Raw genomic sequence first — 23,216 nt, forward strand, 5'->3', positions numbered from 1 at the left:
TGTCATTCGTGAGCAACAAAGCGGTACGACAAGGGCGTTACGGCGTCGACGGACCGGGCTGGCTCCTTGCCCTCGGCGGCGGGGTCGTGGCTCCGCTGGTCGCGGTCGCCGCGGGGGCGCCCCGCTGGCTGCTGCGGGTCCCGCCGATGGTGGCGGCCCCGGCCGGGCTGTATCTGCACGCCTCCGCACGGGGCAAGTTCCTCGTGTGGGAGGAGCGGTTGGACGCGCTCGGCCTGCGGGGTGACGAGGAGGTCCTGGACCTGGGCTGCGGGCGCGGAGCGGTGCTGACCGCGGTGGCGCGCCGGGTGCCGAAGGGCAGGGTCACCGGGGTCGACGTCTGGCGCTCGGTCGACCAGTCCGGCAACAACGAGCTGGCCGCCGCCCGTAACGCCGCACGCGAGGGGGTCGCCGACCAGGTCGCCCTGGTGACCGCCGACATGCGACGACTCCCCTTCGAGGACGCCGCGTTCGATCTCGTGGTGTCCAGTATGGCGATCCACAACATCACCGACGCGCGGGGCCGTGAGGCCGCCCTGCGCGAGGCCTACCGGGTCCTCAAGCCGGGCGGGCGGCTGCTCGTCGCCGACGTCTTCCACGGCGCCCGCTACGTCGACGTCCTCCGTGCGGCGGGTGCCGTCCACGTCCGCCGCACCGATGCCGGCCCCCGGATGTGGTGGTCCGGGCCCTGGGTCCGGACGCTGCTTGTGAGCGCGGAGAAGCCCGCCGCCGAGCCAGACGACGACGACCTGGACGGGGAGCTGCGGTCATGACCCTCTCCGCACCCTTTCCCCGGGCACACGGACGGCGTCCGGGCAGCCTCGTCGACCTGCTGCGGTCACGGGCCGCACGGCAGCCCGACCGGCTCGCGTACGTCTTCCTCGACAGCCACGGCGCGGAGGAGTCCCGGCTCACCTACGCGCAACTCGACCACCGTGCCCAGGTGGTCGCAGCGAACCTCCAGGAGGAGGCCAAGACCGGGGACCGGGTCCTGATCCTGCACCCGCCGGGCCCCGACTACCTGAGCGCGTACTTCGGCTGCCTGTACGCGGGCGCGGTCGCCGTCCCGTGCTATCCGCCGCACGCCCGGAACCTGGCCCGGCTGCGGGCCGTCGCGGCGGACGCGGCACCCACCGTCGCGCTGACCGGTGACCGGATCAGCCCCGGCGTCCGCGGGCGGCTTCTCGACGCGCCCGAGCTACGGGACGTGACCTGGCTGCCGACCGGGGCACTCACCGTGGGTGCCGGGCGGTGGACCGATCCGCTCGTCGGCACCGACAGCCTGGCGTTCCTGCAGTACACCTCGGGCAGTACCGCCGCGCCGAAGGGCGTGATGGTCTCGCACGGCAACCTGCTGCACAACTCGGCCCAGATCCAGCGGCGTACGCGGACCTCGGAGGAGTCCGTCTGCGTGAGCTGGCTGCCGCCGTACCACGACATGGGGCTCATCGGCGGCATCCTGCAACCCCTGGTCGCCGGGTGCCCCGGCATCCTGATGGCGCCGGGCACCTTCGTCCTGGACCCGGTCCAGTGGCTGCGCGCGATCTCCACCCATGGCGCGACGGCCTCCCCCTCTCCCCCGTTCGCCCTGGACCTCTGCGTCGAACGGGTCGACCCGGACGTCCACGAGCCGCTGGACCTCAGCACCCTGGAGACGGTCGTCGTCGGCGCGGAGCCCGTACGGGCCGCGACCCTCGACCGTTTCGCCGGGCACTTCGCGCGCTGGGGGCTGCGCAGGGAGGTCCTGCGGCCCAGCTTCGGGCTCGCCGAGGGCACCCTGATGGTGTCCTGCGGAGAGCACCTCAGCCGCTCGACCGCCGTCACCGTCGACGCCTCCGCCCTGGAGGCGCACCGTGTCGTCCCCGGCACCGCCGACGCCGGACCCGGCCGGAGCCGGGAGGTCGTCGGCTGCGGCTCCGCCGTCGACGGGCAGCGGCTCCTCGTCGTCGACCCCGCCACCAGGACCGTCTGCGGCCCCGACCGGGTCGGTGAGATCTGGGTCGGCGGCCCGAACGTCGCCCACGGGTACTGGGGGCGGCCGGACGAGAGCCCGGCCTCCTTCGAGGCGGAACTGGACGGCGGCGAGGGGCCGTTCCTCCGCACCGGCGATCTGGGGTTCCTGCGCGGCGGTGAACTGTTCGTCACCGGCCGCAGCAAGGACCTGATCATCGTCCGGGGCCGCAACCTCTACCCGCAGGACATCGAGCGCCGCGCCGAGCGGGCTCACCCGGCCCTGGGGGCCAACTCCTCGGCCGCGGTCGCCGTCGACGACGGCGGGGCGGAGCGGCTGGTGCTCATCGCCGAGGTCCGGCGCGGGGCGGACCTGCCGCCGGTGGCGGAGGTCGTACGGCACATCGGCCGGGCGATCGCCGCGGAGTTCGACGTACGCCTCCACCGTCTGGTCCTCGTCCGGGCGGGCACCGTCCCCAAGACGTCCAGCGGGAAGATCCGGCGCCGGGCCGCCCTGGACGCCCTCCTCGACGGCACGCTCACCATCGTCGGGGAGTGGACGGACGGTGGGGACGGTAGGGACGACGCGGGTGGCACGGACACGGGCGCGGACCCGGCCGCGTCCCCCGGCGACCCGCGCCGGCCCGCCGTCGAGGCGTACCTGAGCGAGCTGGTGACGGCCCTGGTGACGGACTGCGCGGAGGCCCCCGACCGGGAGCGCCCGCTGCTCGACCTCGGCATGGACTCGCTGACCACGCTCCGGCTCGCCGGCCGGATCGAGCGTGACCTGGGCGTGGACGTCTCCGACGCCGTGTTCGACGGCGACGCGACCATCGCCTCGCTCGCGGTCGGCATCGTCGACCGGCGGCCGACGGGAGTCCCCCTCACCGCCGGGGGCGAGCTGCTTCCGGCCGAGGCGCCGGTAGCCGGCACCGCGACGACCACCGGAGCGGACGCCGGAGCGGAGGACGCCGGAAGCCCGACCGCGTCCGCTCCCGCCGCCGGTACCGACGTACTCCCCGCCCCGCACGCGCCCTTCCCCCAGACCGACACCCAGCAGGCCTACTGCCTCGGACGCACCGGCGCCTTCGAGCTGGGGAACGTCTCCACCCACGTCTATCTGGAGTTCGACGCCCCCGCGCTCGACCTGCCGCGCTTCGAGCACGCCTGGCGGCGGGTGATCGACCGCCACGAGATGCTGCGGGCCGTCATGCTGCCCGACACCAACGAACAGCGGATCCTCCCCGACGTACCGCCGTACGAGATCCGGGTGACCGATCTGCGCGGCCGCCCGCGGCACGAGGCCGAGGCGGAGCTCGCCGCCACCCGGGACCGGCTGTCGCACGAGGTGCGCCCGGCGGACCGGTGGCCGCTGTTCGAGGTCGCCGCCACCCGGCTCGACGACGGCCTGCGCGTCCATCTCAGCGTGGACTCGCTGATCGCCGACTTCTCCTCCGGGCGACTGCTCTTCGACGACCTGTCCCGCTTCTACGAGCAGCCGCACGCCCGGCCGCCGGCGCCGGAGAAGTCCTTCCGCGACCATGTGCGGGCCGAGGCGGACCGCCGGGACGGGGCCGCGTACCGGCGCTCGCGCGACTACTGGTGGAGCAGGCTGCCGGAGTTGCCCCCGGCGCCGCGGCTGCCCGCCGCCGCCCGCGCCCGCTCGGTCGACCGGCCGCGGTTCACCCGGCGGGAGACCACCCTGCCCGCCGAGCTGTGGCAGGGCCTCAAGGAGCGGGCGCGCCTGGCCGGTCTGACGCCCACGGGGCTGCTGCTCACCGCCTACGCCGAGGTGCTCGCCACCTGGAGCGCCGGACGGCACTTCACCCTGAACGTGCCGCGCCTCACCCGGCCCGTGCACGATCCCGGATACGACGAGGTGATCGGCCAGTTCGCGTCCTTCACCCTCCTGGAGGTCGACTTCCGCACCGGCTCCACCTTCCGCGACCGGGCGCGCGGGCTGCAGCGGCGCCTGCTGACCGACCTGCGGCACCAGGACGTCGGCGGCGTCGAGGTGCTCCGTGAGCTGATGCGGCTGCAGGGCGGATTCGACCAGGCGCTCATGCCGGTGGTCATGACCAGCAACCTCGCCTTCGCCACCCCGGGGAAGACGCCGCTCGAGAAACTGCTCACCCCCGTCTTCGCCGTCTCGCAGACCCCTCAGGTCTCCCTCGACCAGCAGGTGCAGGAAGAGGAGGGCGCACTGCTCCTGAACTGGGACGCGGTCGACGAGCTCTTTCCCGCCGGGCTCGTCGACGACATGTTCGCCGCGCTCACCGCGCTGCTGCACCGGCTCGCGACCGACGAGGACACCTGGTCGCGGAGCGATCCGATCGCCCTGCCGACCGCACAGGCGGAGCGGCGCGCGGCGAGCGCGGGCCAGGTCCGCGCCGTTCCCGACCTCCAGGTGCAGCACCTGTTCGCACGGCAGGTGGCCGTCCGCCCCGACGCCCCCGCCGTGATCGCCCCGGACCTGACCCTCTCCTACGGCCGGCTCGACGCCACCGCCCGGCGGGTGGCCCGCTGGCTGTGCGCGCACGGTGCCCGTCCCGGCCGGCTCGTCGCGATCGTCATGGACAAGGGCTGGGAACAGGCGGTCGCCGCGTACGCGGTGCTCTTCTCGGGTGCCGCGTACCTGCCGGTCGACCCGGACCTGCCCGGCGCCCGCGTCGGGCATCTGCTCGACAGGGGCGAGGTCGACCTCGTCCTCACCCAGGCCCGGCTCGACGACACCCTGGGCTGGCCGGCCGGACCGCTCCGGCTCTGCCTCGACCGGCCGCTGCCCGCCGACACCGACACACCGCTCCCCTCCGGGGGCGACCCGGGCGACCTCGCGTACACGATGTTCACCTCCGGGTCGACGGGCGATCCGAAGGGGGTGATGGTCAACCACCGGGCGGTCGTCAACTGTCTGCGGGAGACCGTGGAGGCGTTCGGTGTCGGCGAGGGCGACCGCTGCCTCGCGGTGACCTCGCTCCACCACGACATGTCGGTCTTCGACGTCTTCGGGGTGCTCGCCGCGGGCGGCGCGATGGTCGTACCGGCCGCCGCCGAGCGCCGCGAACCGGCGCACTGGGCGGAGCTCGTGGCCAAGCACCGGGTCACGCTGTGGAACTCGGTCCCCGCCATGATGGAGATGCTCCTGGAGTCCGCGGGCGACGACGGCTCGCTCGCCTCGCTCCGGCTCGCCCTGCTCGGCGGCGACTGGATCCCGCTGGCCGTGCCGCGACGGCTCGCCGCGGCCGCGCCGGGCGTCGAGGTCGTGTCCGTCGGCGGGCCGACCGAGACGACCGTCTGGAGCATCTGGTACCCCGTCACCGAGATCGACCCCTCCTGGCGGAGCATCCCGTACGGCACGCCCCTCGCCAACGTCCGGTACCACGTGCTCGACGAGCGGCTCCAGGAGTGCCCCGAGTGGGTGACCGGCGAGATGTACGTCTCCGGCATGTCCCTGGCCGACGGCTACTGGCGCGACCCCGAGCGCACCGCCGCCGTGTTCCTCTCCCGTCCCGGCACCGGGGAACGGATGTACCGCACCGGGGACCTCGGCAGATGGCGGCCGGACGGCACCGTCGAGTTCATGGGCAGGGCCGACTTCCAGGTCAAGATCCGGGGCCGGCGCGTCGAACTCGGCGAGATCGAGACGGCGCTGCTCGCACACCCCTCCGTCGCCTCGGCCGTCGTCACCGCCACCGGCCGCGCCGAAGGGCCCGGCCACGACGGCCTGGTCGCCTATGTGATCGCCGGGCCGCCGGCGGGCACCGCACAGCCGGACACGACCGACGTCGAGGAGGCCCGCCGCAACGGTGTCACCCTGCTCGACCCCCTGGCCCGCGCCTCCTTCAAGCTCGCCCGCCACGGCCTGCGTCACGAACCGGACCGGGCCCGGCTCGTCCTCCCCCGGGTGGCGGACGAGCCGCGGCGGCGGCGCAGCGACCGGGTGTTCCTCGCCGAGCCGATCAGCCTCGCCGAACTGGTCGACTGCCTGGGCGCCCTGCGCCAGGACGAGGTGGACGGCCTTGTCAAGTGCCGCTATCCGTCGGGCGGCGGGCTCTATCCGGTCCAGACGTATCTGTATGCGAAGGCCGGTGCGGTGGCAGGGCTTCCGGGAGGGACGTACTACCTCGACCCGAGGGAGAACGCGCTGGTCACCCTCGACGAGGGCGCGACGCTCGACGCGGGGATCCACGCGGCGCACAACCGCGCCGTCTTCGAGGCCGCCGGCTTCGGCCTCTTCCTCGTCGCCGACCTCGACGCGATCGAGCCGATGTACGGCCGGAACGCCCGCGATCTCTGTCTGCTGGAAGCCGGGTACATGGGGCAGCTGCTCATGGACCGGGTCGCGGGCACCACGATCGGCCTCTGCCCGATCGGCGCGCTCTCCTTCGAGCCGGTCGGGCCGCTGCTCGCGCTGGGCGAGAACCAGGTGCTCGTGCACTCCCTGCTCGGCGGCCGTGTGGACCGCGACGCGCCTGTGCCGGGTGTCACCGCGCCGTCCGCCGAGCCGGCCGGGCCGCTCGCCGAGCGGCTCAAGGCCTGGCTGGGTGACCGGCTGCCCTCGCACATGGTCCCCGGCCACGTGCTGACCGTGGACAGCTGGCCGCTCAGCGCGAACGGCAAGATCGACCGGCGTGCGCTGCCCGCCCCCAGGGAGGCCGGTGACGCGCCGGGGTTCGTCGCGCCACGGACGCCGACCGAGGAACGGCTGGCCGCCCTCTGGTGCGAGGTCCTGGAGCTGCCCCGGGTGGGTGTCCACGACAACTTCTTCGAGCTCGGCGGGAACTCCCTGGCCGCGACCCGCCTGGTCGCCCGGATCCGCGACCGGTTCCGGATCGCGATCAGCCTCCGCGCGGTGTTCACCTCCCGTACGGTCGCGGAGCTCGCGGTCACGGTCGACCGGTTCGGGAACGCCGGGAACGACGGGAACGACGGGAAGGGGACGAGCGACAGGGGCGACGGGAGCGGGACGAGCGGGGTGAGTGGCGTGAACGACGGGGCCTGACGTTCTGCGGTCGAGGGCGGGACCGGTGGGCGGCGGCGCCCCCGGCCCGCCCTTCGCCGGTACGGCCCCTCGTACCTCAGGGGGCGGCGGTCGTGAGCTGGGCGCAGGCCAGTACGACCTCGTCGAGGGCCAGGCCCTCGTCGCGCAGCGCCCGCTGGCGGTCCGCGCCGCCGCCGCGGGTCAGATGGGCGGCGATGCCCTGGCGCGCCGCGTCCAGGTCTCCGGTGTCCCGGAGCGCCTCCTCGGTGTGCCGCAGGAGGGCGTCGAACGCCGCCTCGGTGCTGGTCTCCCGCATGGTGACGGGGTGGACGAGCGGTCCACCGAGCCCGGACCGGGCGGCGCGCCAGGAGGCCAGCCGCAGGAGCCCGGCGGAGATGCGGGCGGGAGCCTCGCCGCTCCGCCAGGCGCGGGCGGCGGTCTCCACCAGGCCGCGGGCGAGGGTGGCGACGAGCACGGTCGTGGCGGGTTCCAGGCAGACGTCGGCGACCCTGATCTCGACGGTCGGGTAGCTGGCGGAGAGGCGGGCGTCGAAGTAGATCATGCCGGGGTCGCGCAGGACCCCGGTCGCCAGCATGTCCTCCACCTGCTCGTGGTACCGCTCGGCGCTGCCGAAGAGTTCGTACGGTCCGGCGGACGGCCAGCGGTTCCAGACACGGCTGCGGTAGCTGCTGTATCCGCTGTCCTGCCCCTGCCAGAACGGTGAGTTGCCGCTGAGCGCGTTGAGGAGGTACAGCCAGGGCCGGATGCGGTCGAGGACGGCGACCCCCTCCTCGTCGGAGTCCACGGCCACATGGACGTGGCACCCGCAGGTGAGCTGTTCCCTGGTGGTGAGGGCGAACTGCTCGGCCATCCACCGGTATCTGAGCCCCATGTGGCGGGAGGGCTCCACGGGGAGCGGCGAGGTGGCGAGGGCGGCGACGAGCGCGCCGGCCTCCCGGGCGTACCGCAGGGCCTCGCCGCGCAGGCGGACGATCTCGTGCCGCAGCTCGTCCATGCCGGTCATCGGCCGGGTGGAGAACTCCAGCTGTTCCTGGTGCAGCTCCTTCTCGAAGGTGTCGCCCGCCTCGTCCCCCCGGAGGGCCGCTGACGCCAGTACCGCGGACGAGACGGCGAGGGGCTCTCCCGTCCTCGCCTCGACGAGCATCAGCTCCTCCTCGACACCTACCGTGCGCATCGACGCTCCTGTTCTGCGTGGGAAGCCCCGCGGTGCCGGCCGGCCCCGGGGGCCGTGAGCGGATGCGAGACAGGGACGATGCGCGTATGCCCACTTCCACGGCGGCGACGCGTGGTGATGCTCTGCGCGCCCGGCCGTTCCCGTGGCGGCCGGGGAGCCGCGTCCGCCCGCCGCACCGGGGGATATTCCCTGGTGCGGCGGCCGGTGGGCGGGGAGACTCGCTCCATGGTGGACATGTTTGCGTTCCGGGACGCGGTGGATGGCTGGGCGGCCGGCGGTCCCGGCGAACCGGCGGACGAGGCGGCGGTGCGGCTGGGGCTGCGGACAGCGGTGATGCTGGAGGGTCCGAGCGACCTCGCGGCCGTCGAGGCGCTCGCGGCGCGGCGCGGCCGGGACCTCGCCGCCGAAGGGGTGTGCGTGATGTCGATCGGCGGGGCGATGAGCGTGGGGCGGTACGCCGACCTGCTCGGCCCTTCCGGTCTCGGCCTGCGGCTGACGGGGCTGTGCGACGAGCGCGAGCAGCGCTACTACGACCGCGCCCTGCGGAGGGCCCGGGCCTCGTCCGGGGGGTTCTTCGTGTGCGTGGCGGACCTGGAGGACGAGCTGATCCGCGCGCTGGGCACGGAGCGGGTCGAGGAGATCATCGAGCACGAGGGCGACCTGCGTGCCTGGCAGACCTTCATGCGGCAGCCCGCGCAGCACGGCCGGCCCCGGCACGGGCAGCTGCGCCGCTTCCTCGGCACGAAGAAGGGCCGCAAGATCCGCTACGGCCTCCTCCTGGTGGAGGCCCTCACCCCCGCCCAGGTGCCTGGCCCGCTCGACGAGCTCCTCGTGAGCGTATGAGCGCCGTGGAGGGCGCCGGTCGCGGCTGACGCGGGGCGGTGGCGACGGGGCGAGCGCCATCGGGCGGGTGGCATCGAGGTCTCGCGCCTCCCGCGCGCACTCCCTTCCCCCCTGTCCGACCGGTCGGTATGTTGCTCGCGACCGTCGAGCACCCCCCGGAGGACCTCATGCCCGAGCCGGCCCCTTCACCCGCCGCCTCTCCCCAGCCCCCGCCCCGGCCCGTGGTCGAGGGGCACTGCGACCCGCGCTTCACCGCCGTACGGGAGGTCTTCGAGGCCCACTTCCGCACCCGGAAGGAGCTCGGGGCCGCCGTCACCGTCCAGGTCCACGGGGAGACCGTGGTCGACCTGTGGGGCGGCTGGGCGGACGCCGCCCGGACGCGCCGCTGGGAACGCGACACCGTGGTCAACGTCTGGTCCGTGACCAAGGGCGTGACAGCCCTCTGCGCCCACCTCCTCGCGGACCGGGGACTGCTCGATCCGGACGCGCCGGTCGCCTCCTACTGGCCGGAGTTCGCCGCCGCGGGCAAGGAGAGGCTCCCCGTACGCCATCTCCTCTCCCACCGCGCGGGCCTCGCAGGACTGCGGGAGCCGCTCTCGCTCGCGGAGTTCTACGACTGGGAGGTGACGACGGCCCGGCTCGCGGCGACGGAGCCGTGGTGGGAACCGGGCACCCGGTCCGGCTACCACGCCATGACGTACGGGTTCCTGGTCGGCGAGGTGATCCGGCGGATCACGGGACGACTGCCCGGCGCCTTCCTCCGCGACGAGATCACCGGCCCCCTCGGCATCGACTTCACCATCGGTCTCCCGGAGAAGGAGGCGGAACGCGCGGCCGAGCTCGTACACCCCCGCACCTCGTCGTCGGATGAACAGGCGGCCGCCTTCGCCCGGTTGGCGCCCGCGGCGCAGGCCGCCCTGGCGAACCCGCTCGTGGGCGCACGCCAGGCCAACAGCCCCGAGTGGCGTGCCGCCGAGCTGCCCGCGGCCAACGGTCACGGGACGGCCCGCGCGGTCGCCCAGCTGTACGGGGTCTTCGCCGGGCGGGGCCGGTACGGCGAGCACCGGATCCTCTCCGAGGCGGCCGTCGAACGGGCCCGGGAGGGACAGGGAGCCGGCCGGGACCTGGTCCTCGGCGCGGGCTTCGCCCAGGACACGGAGTGCGCCCTCGGCCTCTGGCTCAGCGGGCCCAACGCCGCCTACGGCCCGAATCCGCGAGCCTTCGGCCACGACGGCTTCGGCGGCTCCTGCGGTCTCGCGGACCCGGAGTCGGGCGTCTCCCTGGGCTACGTGATGAACCGCATGGGCTCCCGGATCGCTGACGATCCCCGCAAGATGGCCTTGATCGAGGCCGTGTACGCGGCACTCTGACGCCCGGCCGGCCCCGGGCGCGACGGGATCCGGACACGCGGTCGCCTGGGACGGAGGGGAAGGATTGCGACATCGAGGGGCGTCCACGCGTGCGTGACGGGCCCGTGGACGGACCCTTCTCCGCCGGCGCAGGGGGCTCTTCACCCGTCGGCCCCGATCCGGGGCACGTCCGGAACTGTGCACCCGCTACCCTTCCGGCCCGCGGCTCCGGGGCCCCGCCCGCCGTGGCCGGCGGGGGCGCGGCACCGGCTCGGGCGACGGGGACGCCCCGGCGGCTGAACTGGCGAAACGGTACAACGCGTTCCGCTTTATCGACCCACCTTCGCCGGGCGAACTTGGTTGCCGTTTCAAGCTCCTGAAAGCCCGTCAGCAAACTTCCACAAGCGTTTGCACGAGCCTGCCGCACCCCTCCCGACATGCCCCGCGATCAGGCCGCGGTCCGCACCTGCCGACCCCCGGACGGCACGTACGCGCGTAGATAGGCCGAAAGGCGTTCTTGCCGCCAGGGTGGCCTGGATTCGAGGATTCCCCTGTCGAGCTTGACAGGTTCATGGCGGACTACCCCTGCGTCATGTCCTGCTCGCTCCCCGCACCAGGGGATCGCCCACCCAGCGATCCCTCCACTCCCCCACCGGAGGATCCAGTGAACCTCAAGCGTCTGTCCCCCCTCGGCGGCGCCGCCAAGGGCGCCCGGCTGATCGCCGTGGCCTCCGCGCTGCTCGCCGCCTCAGCGCTTGCCGTCCCCTCCTCGTCCGCCGCCACGGCCGTGGAAGGCCGGGCCACCGCCACCCAGCTGGCCTCGGCCAGCGAAGCCGTACGTGGAGCCGATGTGCCCGGCACCGCGTGGTACACCGACCAGGCGACCGGGAAGATCGTCCTCACCGCCGACTCCACCGTCTCCGCCGCCGAGATCGCCGCGATCAAGAAGGCGGCGGGCGACCGCGCCTCCGCCCTGGAGATCAAGCGGACGCCCGGCACGTTCAACAAGCTCATCGCGGGCGGCCAGGCCATCTACGCGGGCGGCGGGCGCTGCTCGCTGGGCTTCAACGTCCGCAGCGGCTCGACCTACTACGCCCTCACGGCAGGCCACTGCACCAACATCGGCAGCACCTGGTACACGAACTCGGCCAACACCACGGTGCTCGGCACCCGCACGGGCTCCAGCTTCCCGACCAACGACTACGGCATCATCCGCCACTCCAACGCCTCGGCGGCGGACGGCCGGGTCTACCTCTACAACGGCAGCTACCGCGACATCACCACGGCGGGCAACGCCTCCGTGGGCCAGTCGGTCCAGCGCAGCGGCAGCACCACCGGTCTGCGGAGCGGGACCGTCACCGGCCTCAACGCGACCGTCAACTACGGCAACGGCGACATCGTCTACGGCATGATCCAGACCAACGTCTGCGCCGAGCCGGGCGACAGCGGCGGCGCGCTCTTCTCCGGCAGCACCGCGCTCGGCCTCACCTCCGGTGGCAGCGGCAACTGCTCCACCGGCGGCACCACGTTCTTCCAGCCGGTGACGGAGGCGCTGAGCGCGTACGGCGTGAGCGTCTTCTAGTCGGAAGCCGGCCGTAAGGCCCCGGAAAGACGGAGGCACCACAGACGGGCCGGGCGGCCCCCGCTCTCGGGGGCCGCCCGGCCTCGTCACCGCCCGGCCGGGTGCCTGGCGCCGCCGCCCACGAGCGTGTCCGTCAAGGCCATGAGCCGGCCGCGGGCCTCCGCGTCATAGGCCTGTTCGTGCGCGCGGGTGTCCGTGAACCGGTCGAAGTACCGGCCGGTGGTGCGCGTCAGGTCCGGGTCCGTCACGAGCCGTACGGTCGGCCGGACCCCCTCCTCGATCCCGACGACCGGGGTGAGGCCGTACTCCCGCACTCCGCGGGTGTCCATCAGATGGGCGGGATGCAGGGTGTTGACGGTGACTCCAGTGCCCTCGAGTTCGGCCGCGAGCTCGAAGGTCGCCATGATCATCGCCAGTTTGCTCCGGCAGTAGGCCCGCAGCCCCTCGTACCCCTCCTCCAGCATGAGGTCGTCGAAGTCGACGCGCTCCTGCCCGATGGAGGCCACGTTGACGACGCGGGCGGGGGCCGAGGCCGTGAGGAGGGGCAGCAGGGCCCGGGTGAGGACATAGGGCGCCAGGTGGTTGACGGCGAATCGCAACTCGTGTCCCTGGGCGCTCAGTTCACGGCGCAGGGGTTCGGCGCCGCCTCCGGCGACGGCGTTGTTCACGAGCGCGTCGAGCCGGGGCTCGGTCGCGCGCACCCGGTCGGCCATGGCGCGGACCTGGTCCAGATCGGCGAGGTCGGCGAGGAAGGTCCCGACCGCCGCGTGTCCTGCCGTCGCCCGTACCTCCTCCGCGGTCGCTTCGAGGCGCTCCGGGTCCCTGCCGTGGAGCAGGACACGGTGGCCCCGGGCGGCCAGGCCGAGCGCGATGCCGCGCCCCAGCCCCTGGGTGGCGCCGGTGATCAGGACGGTGGGTGCGGTACGTGGGTTCATGACGCCAGCGTGCCCGGGGCGCCGGCCCGCTGGGGAGCGGGAGCTGGTCCTGGTGTCGGCACCACCAGGATGCCGGGCGTCACTCGACCGGCCAGGTGTGCGCCGGAGCGTTCAGATGCATGTACTCGATGTACTGCCGTGTCATCCGCCGCAGCGCCTGGTGGCGGTCCACGTGGACGGTGTCGTGCAGGTGGTGGAACATCTCGGACTGCCACACCGCGCCGTTGCGGCCGCTGACGCACCGCTGCTCGATGACGCCGAGCAGCGGCTCCCGGCGGGCCGCGTCGAGGCCCAGCCGTTCGAGGCCGCGGTCCGCCAGCGGCAGCAGGCGCCGCAGCACCAGCTCGGTCACCGGGACCTCGCCCATGCCGGGCCAGTACAGCTGCGCGTCGATGCCGTGACGGGCGGCGGTGTGCAGGTTCTCCTCCGCCGCCGCGAACGACATCCGGGACCAGACGGGCCGGTCCTCGTCGACCAGGGCGCGGACGAGACCGTAGTAGAAGGCGCCGTTCGCCAGCACGTCGGCCACCGTGGGGCCGGCGGGCAGCACCCGGTTCTCCACGCGCAGATGCGGTACGCCGTCGACGACGGCGTAGACGGGCCGGTTCCAGCGGTAGACCGTCCCGTTGTGGAGGGTGAGTTCGGCGAGTCCGGGGGTTCCTCCGCCTTCGAGGGTCTCCACCGGGTCCTCTTCGTCGCAGAGGGGCAGCAGCGCGGGGAAGTACCGCGCGTTCTCCTCGAAGAGGTCGAAGACGGAGGTGATCCACCGCTCCCCGAACCAGACCCGAGGGCGTACCCCCTGCACCCTGATCTCGTCGGGCCGGGTGTCGGTGGCCTGCTCGAACAGCGGAATGCGCGTCTCGCGCCACAGCTCCTTGGCGAAGAGGAACGGAGAGTTCGCCGCCAGGGCCACCTGTACGCCCGCGACGGCCTGGGCGGCGTTCCAGTAGTCGGCGAACTCGTCCGGCGCGACCTGCAGATGGAACTGGGTGCTGGTACAGGCCGCCTCCGGCGTGATCGTCTCCGCGTACGTCCGCAGTCTCTCCACGCCGTCCACCGAGATCAGGAGGTCCTCGCCCCGCGCGGCGAATATCTGCTCGTTCAGCAGGTGGTACCGCGGGTTCTCCGAGAGCGACTCCGGGCCGACGTCCTTCAGTTCGAGGGTCGGCAGGATCCCGATCATCACCAGATGCGCGCCGATCGCCGCGGCCTTCTCCTCGGCGTGGTTGAGGGCCGCCCGGATCTCCTGCTCCCAGGAGTCGGGGCCGCCCGCCGCGAGCAGCCTCGGCTCGACGTTGATCTCCAGGTTGAACCGGCCCAGCTCGGTCGACCAGGAGGGATCGGCGATCGCCTCCAGGACGTCCGTGCTGCGCATGGCGGGCTCGGCATCGGGGTCCACGAGGTTCAGTTCGATCTCCAGACCGACCTGCGGCCGCTCGAAGTCGAAGCGTGACTCCCGCAGCATCCGCGCGAACACATCGAGGCAGGTGTGCACCTTGTTCCGGAACCGGCGACGGTCGTCACGGGTGAACTCCAGCGCCGGGACGTCACGTCCCATCGGTCCCTCCCGAGTCTCGTGGGCACGGACCCCCACCTTCAGCGTCCCACCCCGGGCGCCGCCCAACCACCGAAGCCGCAGGGCGTCCGCCCAGGGCTCCCTCGTGCAGGGCGGTGCACCCGGCGAAGTGCACGGCGGTGACCTGCGGTTTTCCCATGGTGGGCGGCCGGTATCCGTTTCTCCGCCGCTTCGTCCTCCGGCCCCTGCCGACACCCGGGACACTCCGGCGTAGGCTTCGCTCAGCATGGACGCGACGGGGGCGGGGCACATGGCGGCGGAGACGGCACAGCGGTGGGGATCGACCCTCGATTCGGTCGTGGTGTACGCGCGGGGCGCGCTCTGCCACCGGCTGGCCCGGGGCAGCGTTCCGGCGGACGGCCGGGTACGGGTCACGGGGCTGCCCCGCTCGCTGGATCCGGGCTCCCTGCGTGCCCGTGTCCTCGGTGCGTCCGGAGTGCGGGTCACCGAGGCCCGGGTGGAGGTCGACGCCCCCGCAGACGGCAGGGCCGCGCCCGACGCGTTGCGGCGCGAGGTCGAGCGGCTGCGCGACGCGTCGGCGGCGGCGCGTGGGCGCCGGGACCGGCAGCTCGGTCTGATCGCGGAGATGCAGGGCCTGCACCCGGTGCCGCCCGGCCGCAAGCGCGAGGACCCGCACCGGCGTACCCCGGTCGACGCCTGGCTGGAGCTCGCCGACTTCGTCGACGGGCGGCTGACCGGACTGCACGCCCGTCTCGTCGAGCTGGAACGGGAGCTGCTCGCCGTCGAGCACGAGCTCGAGGTCGCCGCCGACCGGCTCGACCGCGCCTCCACCGAAGCGCCGGCGGCTCATGTGGACACGACGGTCTCCGCGCTGCTGACCCTCGCCGGCGCCGGTGACACGGAGGTGGAGCTCGCCCTCGAGTACGGGGTGCCGGGCGCCGTCTGGGTGCCGACGTACCGTCTCACCCACCGTCAGGGCGACGACACCGGCCGCCTGGTGCTGCGCGCCTCGGTCGCGCAGCGCACCGGCGAGGACTGGACCGGGGTGCGCATCGCCCTGGCCACCGCCGACCTCCGGCGCCGCACCGATCTGCCGAAGCTGCGTTCGGTCCGGATCGGACGCCGCCAGTCCGAGCCCGCGCCCTCGGGCTGGCGCGAGCCGCCGGCGGGTCTCGCCGACCTGTTCACCGGGTACGAGGCGGCCGGCCCCCGGCCGGCCATGGCCGCGGGTGGCGCGGCGGCCGGTGGAGCGGTCGCCTGGGGTGTCGGCGCCGCGCCCGTGGCCGTACCGGAAGAGCTCGCGTACGAGCAGGTGTCACCACCGCCTTCGGTGGGCTACGGCGGTCCTCCGCCGCCTCCGGCCGCACCGCAGGGTTTCGGCGCGGCGCCCGCCGCGCGGCCCGCACCTCGGCAACCGGGCGCCCGGCCCCGTACCCGTGACCGGTCCCTCGCGGGGGCGCCCGCGCCCGCCGCTCCCGCGCCTCCCGGCGCCGCCGCACCGCCGCCACCGCCGGTGGCCGGTCCGCCGCAGCCGAGCGGCGCCGAGCTCGACTACGCCGCCCTGACCCTGTGCGGTCCCGCCGAGCCGGGCGGTCGCCGGGGCCGGCTGTTCCCCGCGCAGTCCTTCGACGCGGTGGCGGCCGAGTACCGGCGCCGCGCCGAGGCGGTGGCCGCGCTGCCCTTGCCCGGACACGCCGTGCGCCCCCGCGAGTCGGCGGGCTCCTTCGACCACCGCTTCGACGCGGCCGCCCGCGCCGACGTTCCCTCGGACGGCACCTGGCACACCGTCACCGTCGCCGAGATCCCGGTCGGTCTGCGCACCGAGTACCTCTGTGTGCCGTCCGTGGAGCAGACCGTGTACGCGACGCTCGTGCTCTCCAACGCCACCGACCAGGCCCTGCTGGCCGGCCCGGTGGAGGTCACCGTCGACGACGACTTCCTGCTGACCGCCGCGCTGCCCACGCTCGCCCCCGGCGGCGTACGCCGGGTGGGGCTCGGGCCCGCCGAGGGCATCCGTGTCACCCGCCGCACGAACCTGCGCGAGTCGACGTCGGGACTGCGCAACCACATCACCGTGCTCGACCACCAGGTCCATGTGGAACTGGCCAACCGGCTCGGCAGGCCCGCGACCGTCGAGGTCCGCGAGCGGGTGCCCGTCACCTCCGAGGCGGACGTCCGCGTCGAGGAGCGGGGCGGCTGGACGGCGCCCGACCGCACGGGGCCCGAGCGGCACGCCCCCGGCACCCGCGTCTGGCGGGTGGAGCTGCCCGCCGGTGGCACCACCGCCCTCGACGGCGGCTACGAGATCCGCATCCCGGCCGGCAAAGCCCTGGTCGGCGGCAACCGCAGGAGCTGAGCCCCCATGTCCACGGTCTCGACGACGATCGCCGTCCCCGTCACCGCCGTCACCTGTCTGGAGGACCGCGCCCACATCGAGCGGTCCGTCGTGCTCGACCTGGAGGCCGGGGTCCAGCGGCTGCGCCTCGGTCCGGTCAGTGCGCTGGCCGTCGACCGCACGCTCCACGCCGAGCTGACCTCCGACCACCCGGCCACCGTGCTCGACGTACGCGTCGTGCGTGAGTGGACGCCTCGGGGGCCGCGGCCCCCGGCCGGCGACGACTCCGCCCTGCGCCACCGCGTCCACGCCCTGGAGGAGGAGCGGCTCGTCCTCGAGCAGCAGCGCGATCGGCTGCGGGTCCGCCTCGACCTCCTCGGCCGCCTCGCCACCGACGTCCTCCGCGAGATCGCCGAGGGCGCCGGCTCCGGGGAGACCGAAGGACCCCGCTGGGCCCGCGAACTGGACCGGGTGGACGCCGAGCGCGACACCCACGGCGAGCTGCTCCGTACCGTGGAGGCCCGGCTGACGGCGCTCGCCGCCGAACTCCGGGACGTCGAGCGGGCCGTGGACCTCACCGAGGAGGAGCCCGCCGAGCTGGTCGGTCACATCGAGCTGACCGTGGAGGCCGCGGTCGCCGGGCCTGCCGGGCTGCGCCTGAGCCACCTCACGCCGTGCGCGCTGTGGCGGCCCGCCTACCGGGCGGTGCTCGACGGTGGCTCCCTGACGCTGGAGACCGAGGCGGTGGTGTGGCAGCACACCGGCGAGGACTGGTCGGAGGCGCGGCTGACGCTGTCGACGGCCCGGTCGGCGCTTGCCACCGATCCGCCGCGGCTCGCCGAGGACCGGCTGACGCTCAAGGAGCGTACGGCCGCGGAGCGGCGCACGGTCGACGTCGAGCTGCGCGAGGAGGAGATCGGGGACCTCGGGCCTGCTCCGGTGCTCGGTCTGCCGGGGGTCGACGACGGCGGCGAAACCCGGGTGCTGCACTCCCCCGTGCCGGTCTCCGTGCCCTCGGACGGGCGCGCGCACCGGGTGCCGATCTCCGCGTTCACCACGGCCGCGAGCAGCGAGTACGCCTGTTCCCCCGAGGTGTCGCCCCTGGTCACCCAGGTGGTGCGGGGCGACAACCTGTCCGGCCACGTGCTGCTCGCGGGTCCCGTGGACCTCGTCCGCGACAGCGGCTTCATCGGTCGCGGCGCGCTGGACTTCACCACCCCCGGCGCCCCGCTCGAACTGGCCTTCGGCAGCCGTGACGACCACCGGGTCGTCCGGGAGACCGAGGAGTCCCGCGACACCGCCGGCCTCACGCAGCGGACCGTGGTCACCCGCACGGTCCGGCTGCACCTGTCCCGGTTCTCACCGCCCGGGGAGCTCGGCGAGCGGGTCGTCGTCCTCCGGGAGCGGATCCCCGTCTCCGAGGTCTCGGCGGTGGACGTCCGCCTGCGCGAGGAGGCCTGTTCGCCCGCGCCCGACGCGGTCGACGCCGAGGGGATCGTCCGCTGGGACGTCACCCTGCCGCCCGGCGGCCGCCGTACGGTCACGCTGGTCTACGAACTGTCGGCGAGCTCCAAGGTCTCCGGGCTCTGAGCCCGGAGACCTTCGGTCGACTTCTTGTTGCGCGGTGGTGCCCTGCGTGTTCTCTCAGCCGCGCGGTGTGCGGTGCGCGACCATACGGACGCCGAGTCTCCGTCCCGATGCATAAAAGCGAATGTCAGGAGCAGGCGGCCGGCAGAAGGAAACACCGCGACAGGAAGAAGGACGGACGTGTCCGGCAGCGAAAGCGAGAACCCGGCAATCCCCTCCCCGGCCCCCGCGCCGACCCGCCCCAGGACGAACAGGGACTGGTGGCCGGAGCAGCTCGACCTCCAGGTGCTCCACCAGAATTCGCCCCAGTCCGATCCCATGGACCCGGACTTCGACTACGCGAAGGAATTCGCGACCCTGGACGTCGACGCGCTGAAGCGGGACGTCTTCGAGGTGATGACGGCCTCGCAGGACTGGTGGCCCGCCGACTACGGCCACTACGGGCCGCTCTTCATCCGGATGAGCTGGCACGCGGCGGGGACGTACCGCATCGAGGACGGCCGGGGCGGCGGCGGTTCCGGCGCCCAGCGTTTCGCTCCGCTCAACAGCTGGCCGGACAACGCGAGCCTGGACAAGGCCCGCCGTCTGCTCTGGCCGGTCAAGCAGAAGTACGGCCGGAAGATCTCCTGGGCCGATCTCCTGGTCTTCGCCGGGAACTGCGCCATGGAATCCATGGGGTTCAAGACGTTCGGTTTCGGATTCGGCCGTGAGGACATCTGGGAGCCCGAGGAGGTCTTCTGGGGGCCCGAGGACACCTGGCTCGGAGACGAGCGGTACAGCGGTGACCGTGAACTCACCGGTCCTTTCGGGGCCGTGCAGATGGGCCTGATCTACGTCAATCCCGAGGGTCCGAACGGGAATCCGGATCCGATCGCCGCCGCACGGGACATTCGCGAGACGTTCCGACGGATGGCCATGAACGACGAGGAGACGGCCGCTCTCATCATCGGCGGCCACACGTTCGGCAAGTGTCACGGCGCGGTCGATCCCAGCTGCATCGGTCCTGAGCCCGAGGCCGCCCCCATCGAGCAGCAGGGCATCGGCTGGCGGAACACCTGCGGCAGCGGCACCGGCGCCCACGCCCTCACCAGCGGCCTCGAAGGCGCCTGGACCTCCGAGCCGACGAAGTGGGACAACGGCTACCTGGACAACCTGTTCCGGTACGACTGGGAGCTGACGACGAGCCCGGCCGGCGCCAAGCAGTGGACGCCCACGGACCCCTCGGCCCGTGACACGGTGCCCGACGCCCACGATCCGTCGAAGCGGCACGCGCCCATGATGCTGACGACGGACCTCTCGCTGAAGCTCGACCCCGTCTACGGTCCGATCGCCAAGAGCTTCCACGAGAACCCGGACAGGCTCGCGGAGGCCTTCGCCAAGGCCTGGTACAAGCTGCTCCACCGCGACATGGGGCCCGTCTCTCGGTACCTCGGCCCGTGGATCCCCGAGCCGCAGCTGTGGCAGGACCCGGTTCCCGCGGTCGATCACGAGCTGGTCGGTGACGCGGACATCGCCGACCTCAAGCGCCGGATCCTCGCCTCCGGGCCGACTCCCCCGCAGCTGGTCACCACCGCGTGGGCGTCGGCCGCGAGCTTCCGCGGCACCGACAAGCGCGGCGGCGCCAACGGGGCGCGGATCCGTCTGGCCCCGCAGCGGGACTGGGAGGCGAACGACCTGCCGGAGGTCGCGGGGACGGTGGAGGCCCTGGACCGGATCCGTCAGGACTTCAACGGCTCAAGGACCGACGGCGTCAAGGTGTCGCTCGCCGACCTGATCGTCCTCGGCGGCTGCGCGGCCGTCGAACAGGCCGCGCGGAACGCCGGCTACGACGTCACGGTCCCGTTCTCTCCGGGGCGTACCGACGCCACGCAGGAGCAGACCGACGTGGAGTCGTTCGGGGTGCTCGAACCCAAGGCGGACGGTTTCCGCAACTATCTCCGGGCGGGAGAGAAGCTGTCGCCGGAGACGCTCCTGCTCGACCGGGCCAATCTGCTGACGCTGACCGCTCCCGAGATGACGGTTCTGGTCGGCGGCATGCGGGCCCTGGACGCCGGCTTCAGGGGTGCCCGGCACGGGGTGTTCACGGAGCGGCCGGGGGCGTTGACGACGGACTTCTTCGTGAACCTGCTCGACATGAGCACGGAGTGGAAGCCGTCGACGGCCACCGAGAACGTGTTCGAGGGCCGGGACCGCGCCACGGGTGAGGTCAGGTGGACGGCCACCGCCGTCGACCTCGTCTTCGGTTCGCACTCCCAGCTCCGAGCCCTGGCGGAGGTCTACGCGTCCCAGGACGCGGGTGAGAAGTTCGTGCGCGACTTCGTGGCCGCGTGGGACAAGGTCATGAACCTCGACCGGTTCGACCTGTCCTGAGCCGGCGGTCCCGGCGGGCCGCCGGCCATCCGGTATCCGGCCCGCCGGGGCCCCGGTCCCCGGCCGCGGGGAGGGGACCGCGAGTAGAATTCGTAGGCGTACGCGCAATTTTTCCGGATACGTCACTTCTCCAGATGCGTAACTTCTCAGCTGTCTGTGCTTCTCCCGCTGTCTGTACTTCTCCAGCTGTCCGAGCGAGGGCGGATCGGAGGTCGCCTTGACGGGTGCCGGGGGTTCCTCGGAGGGGTCCGTCCATGGGGCGGTGTCCGGGCTCGCCGCGGAGAACCGGCGCCTGCGGGAGGCGGCGGCGCGCCGTCATCTGATCGATCTCGCCACCGGGATGCTCGCCGTCCAGCTGGGGCAGTCGACGACCGAGGCGGCCGATCACCTGGAGGAGACCGCCCGGGCGACGGGGACATCGCCCGAGGACCTCGCCGCCGACGTCGTGAACGCCGTCGCCTCGCCCGGGGACCCGCGCGCGGACCCCGGCCCGGCCTCGCCGCTCCCCGCCCGCCGGCTCCGCCGCGCGTCCGCCGCTGCCGAGACGGCGGACAGCGTCGGCGAGGCGGCCCGCACGCTCCTGGACGACGGACTCGCCCTGCTCGGCGCGGACAGTCTGTGGCTGTGGCGGTGTGCGGAGGCCGGGTACCTGCGGCTCGCCGGGTGCGCCGGGGTCTCCGCCTCGGAGGCCGAGGCCTGGCGGGGGATCCCCCCTATGGCCCCCGAGCCGATGCGGACCGCTCTGGCCGAGGGCACGCCCGTGTGGCTGGGTGACGGGCCGGCCGACGCCGCCGCGCTGCCGGGGGCCTCGGCGGGCGCGGCCCGTGTGCTCGTGCCGCTGCGCCGACGGGGCGCCACCGTCGGCCTCGCGCTGGCCGGCTGGCCGGAGCCCATGGAGTTCGACACCAGGACACGGCGGGCCGTCACCGGTCTGATGACCGTCGCGAGCACGGTCCTCGACCGTCCCGACTCCCCCGAGCCCGGTTCCCCGGTGCTCGTGGACGTCCTCGACGCCCTGACCCACCCGGCGGTGCTCCTGCGCACCTCCGGCACGGCCGGCCCGCCGACGGTGGAGCACGCCAACGAGGAGGCCGTCGCCGCGCTCGGCGGCCCGCTCCCCGCCGAGGACCGGTCCCTGGCCCGGGTCTTCCCCCTGGCGCACCGGGAGCTCACCCGCCTGGAACGGCGGGTCCGCCGTTCCAGGCGTCCGCAGCACGCCGCCCGGCTTCCCGTGACGGCCGACACCGGCCCGGAAGGGGGTCCCTCGCCACTCCTCGACGTACGCGTCCTGCCCGCCGGCGAGGAGCTGGCCGTCGTTCTCTGGCACACGGCCGGCGACCCCGGGCTCGCGGTGCGCCGGGCCGTCGCGAGGCTCCAGACGGTCGGCACGTTCCAGGACAGCCTGGACGGCGGCGAGACGGTGTGGTCCGAGCAGGCCTACGGCATCTTCGGGATGTCCCGGCAGGAGCCGCCGGTGCCGCTCCTGGCGCTCCGGGGGCGGATCCACGAGGACGACGGCGGGGCGCTGACCGAGCTGCTCAGAACCCTGACGGAACGCGGTGCGGGCGCGCAGACCGTGCTCCGGGCCGTGCTTCCCGACGGTTCGGTGCGCCATGTCCGGGTGGTGGCGGAGCCGCTCCTGGACGGCGAGACGGTCACCGGGTGCGTCGGGGTCTACCAGGACGTGTCGGCGAGCCGGCGCACCGAGCTGGCCCTGACGGCGACCTTCGACCACCTCACGGCCGTCCGTGACCAGGCGGACGTCCGTCACCAGCTGGCCCTCCAGCTCCAGCGGGCGATCGTGCCCGAGGTGCCCGCCCTCCAGGAGCTGCCGGGTGGCCTCATGGCGGCTTCGCGGTACCGGCCGGCGGCGGAGGAGTACCAGGTGGGTGGCGACTGGTACGACGTCCTGCCGCTGCCCAGCGGCAAGGTCCTGGTGGCCGTCGGCGACATCGCCGGGCACGGGATCGACTCCGTGACCGGCATGGTGGCCCTGCGCAACGCGCAGCGGGCGCTCGCGTTCACCGGCCGGGGGCCCGGGCAGCTGATGAGCTGGCTCAACGAGGTCACGCTGCGGACGGGCGGCGGGAGCACGGCGACGGCGGTGTGCGCGCTGTACGACCCGGAGGACGGCGAACTCGTCTGGTCGAGCGCGGGACATCTTCCGCTGCTGCTGCTCAGGGGCGGCCGGGCGACCCTGCTCGACCCGCCGCAGGACATCCTGCTGGGGGCGACGCCCTCGTCCCGGTACCAGGAGCGCCGTACCGCGCTACGACCGGGGGACACCCTGCTGCTGTACACGGACGGCCTGGTGGAGCGGCGCCACGACGGTCTGGGCTCCGGTCTCGGCCGGCTGGTCGCCGCGGCGGAGGAACTCGCCGGCGTGCCGGATCTGGAGCAGCTGGTGGACGGGCTGCTCGGCATGGTGACGGGGGACACCGACGACGACACCAGTGTCGTGGCGGTGCGGCTGCGGGAGCCGGACGCCGTACGCGGGTCCTGAAGCCGGGCCCCCGTACGCGGGTCCTGAGGAGCGCCGGCGATTCTCCCTCGCC

General features: G+C 73.6%; 12 protein-coding genes. 9 read left to right on the plus strand and 3 right to left on the minus strand.

The features are described 5' to 3' along the window. The first annotated feature begins 8 nt into the window (after positions 1-8). Positions 9-770 carry a class I SAM-dependent methyltransferase gene (locus ACZ4VK_RS29620; protein WP_468358584.1) on the plus strand — a complete coding sequence of 254 codons (762 nt, stop codon included), beginning with the start codon at positions 9-11 and terminating at the stop codon, positions 768-770. Further along, positions 767-6,949, plus strand: a complete 6,183-nt coding sequence (locus ACZ4VK_RS29625; RefSeq protein ID WP_468358586.1) for an amino acid adenylation domain-containing protein — start codon at positions 767-769, stop codon at positions 6,947-6,949. The genes ACZ4VK_RS29620 and ACZ4VK_RS29625 overlap by 4 nt, the downstream gene beginning before the upstream one ends. A 76-nt stretch (positions 6,950-7,025) precedes the next feature. Here the strand turns inward: ACZ4VK_RS29625 and ACZ4VK_RS29630 are convergent, their stop codons facing one another. Beyond that, the gene (locus ACZ4VK_RS29630; protein WP_468358589.1) at positions 7,026-8,123 is read right to left on the minus strand and encodes a glutamate--cysteine ligase; all 1,098 of its coding nucleotides are present in this window, start codon (positions 8,121-8,123) and stop codon (positions 7,026-7,028) included. Positions 8,124-8,348: 225 nt separating this feature from the next. Here ACZ4VK_RS29630 and ACZ4VK_RS29635 point away from each other — a divergent pair, with 225 nt between their 5' ends. From ACZ4VK_RS29635 to ACZ4VK_RS29645, 3 genes are all read left to right on the plus strand, one after another. Next, on the plus strand, positions 8,349-8,966 hold the full coding sequence (locus ACZ4VK_RS29635) for a TOPRIM nucleotidyl transferase/hydrolase domain-containing protein (RefSeq protein WP_468358592.1): 618 nt from the start codon (positions 8,349-8,351) through the stop codon (positions 8,964-8,966). A gap of 167 nt (positions 8,967-9,133) precedes the next feature. Next, positions 9,134-10,336 (plus strand): serine hydrolase domain-containing protein, encoded by a 1,203-nt coding sequence (locus ACZ4VK_RS29640; RefSeq protein WP_468358595.1) that lies wholly within the window; start codon positions 9,134-9,136, stop codon positions 10,334-10,336. Positions 10,337-10,979: 643 nt separating this feature from the next. After that, positions 10,980-11,897, plus strand: a complete 918-nt coding sequence (locus tag ACZ4VK_RS29645) for a S1 family peptidase (protein WP_468358598.1) — start codon at positions 10,980-10,982, stop codon at positions 11,895-11,897. Between the two features lie 86 nt (positions 11,898-11,983). Here the strand turns inward: ACZ4VK_RS29645 and ACZ4VK_RS29650 are convergent, their stop codons facing one another. Then, complete coding sequence (locus ACZ4VK_RS29650; RefSeq protein WP_468358601.1) at positions 11,984-12,832, minus strand: SDR family NAD(P)-dependent oxidoreductase; 849 nt, start codon at positions 12,830-12,832, stop codon at positions 11,984-11,986. A 79-nt stretch (positions 12,833-12,911) separates the two neighbouring features. Next, a complete protein-coding gene (locus ACZ4VK_RS29655; RefSeq protein WP_468358604.1) occupies positions 12,912-14,390 on the minus strand; it encodes a glutamate-cysteine ligase family protein in 1,479 nt (492 codons plus the stop codon). Between the two features lie 268 nt (positions 14,391-14,658). Here ACZ4VK_RS29655 and ACZ4VK_RS29660 point away from each other — a divergent pair, with 268 nt between their 5' ends. From ACZ4VK_RS29660 to ACZ4VK_RS29675, 4 genes are all read left to right on the plus strand, one after another. Further along, positions 14,659-16,725 carry a DUF4139 domain-containing protein gene (locus ACZ4VK_RS29660; RefSeq protein ID WP_468358834.1) on the plus strand — a complete coding sequence of 689 codons (2,067 nt, stop codon included), beginning with the start codon at positions 14,659-14,661 and terminating at the stop codon, positions 16,723-16,725. A 6-nt stretch (positions 16,726-16,731) separates the two neighbouring features. Beyond that, on the plus strand, positions 16,732-18,294 hold the full coding sequence (locus tag ACZ4VK_RS29665; protein WP_468358607.1) for a mucoidy inhibitor MuiA family protein: 1,563 nt from the start codon (positions 16,732-16,734) through the stop codon (positions 18,292-18,294). A gap of 177 nt (positions 18,295-18,471) precedes the next feature. Next, positions 18,472-20,661, plus strand: a complete 2,190-nt coding sequence (katG, locus tag ACZ4VK_RS29670; protein ID WP_468358610.1) for a catalase/peroxidase HPI — start codon at positions 18,472-18,474, stop codon at positions 20,659-20,661. Between the two features lie 262 nt (positions 20,662-20,923). After that, positions 20,924-23,164 carry a SpoIIE family protein phosphatase gene (locus ACZ4VK_RS29675; RefSeq protein WP_468358613.1) on the plus strand — a complete coding sequence of 747 codons (2,241 nt, stop codon included), beginning with the start codon at positions 20,924-20,926 and terminating at the stop codon, positions 23,162-23,164. The last annotated feature ends 52 nt before the right edge of the window (positions 23,165-23,216 follow it).

The sequence above is a fragment of the Streptomyces sp. NPDC028711 genome, from assembly GCF_055565415.1.

Coding starts and splice junctions, on each gene's coding strand:
- ACZ4VK_RS29625 (WP_468358586.1), top strand. CDS start 767: ATGACCCTCTCCGCACCCTTTCCCCGGGCACACGGACGGCGTCCGGGC.
- ACZ4VK_RS29630 (WP_468358589.1), bottom strand. CDS start 8,123: ATGCGCACGGTAGGTGTCGAGGAGGAGCTGATGCTCGTCGAGGCGAGG.
- ACZ4VK_RS29635 (WP_468358592.1), top strand. CDS start 8,349: ATGGTGGACATGTTTGCGTTCCGGGACGCGGTGGATGGCTGGGCGGCC.
- ACZ4VK_RS29640 (WP_468358595.1), top strand. CDS start 9,134: ATGCCCGAGCCGGCCCCTTCACCCGCCGCCTCTCCCCAGCCCCCGCCC.
- ACZ4VK_RS29650 (WP_468358601.1), bottom strand. CDS start 12,832: ATGAACCCACGTACCGCACCCACCGTCCTGATCACCGGCGCCACCCAG.
- ACZ4VK_RS29655 (WP_468358604.1), bottom strand. CDS start 14,390: ATGGGACGTGACGTCCCGGCGCTGGAGTTCACCCGTGACGACCGTCGC.
- ACZ4VK_RS29660 (WP_468358834.1), top strand. CDS start 14,659: ATGGCGGCGGAGACGGCACAGCGGTGGGGATCGACCCTCGATTCGGTC.
- ACZ4VK_RS29665 (WP_468358607.1), top strand. CDS start 16,732: ATGTCCACGGTCTCGACGACGATCGCCGTCCCCGTCACCGCCGTCACC.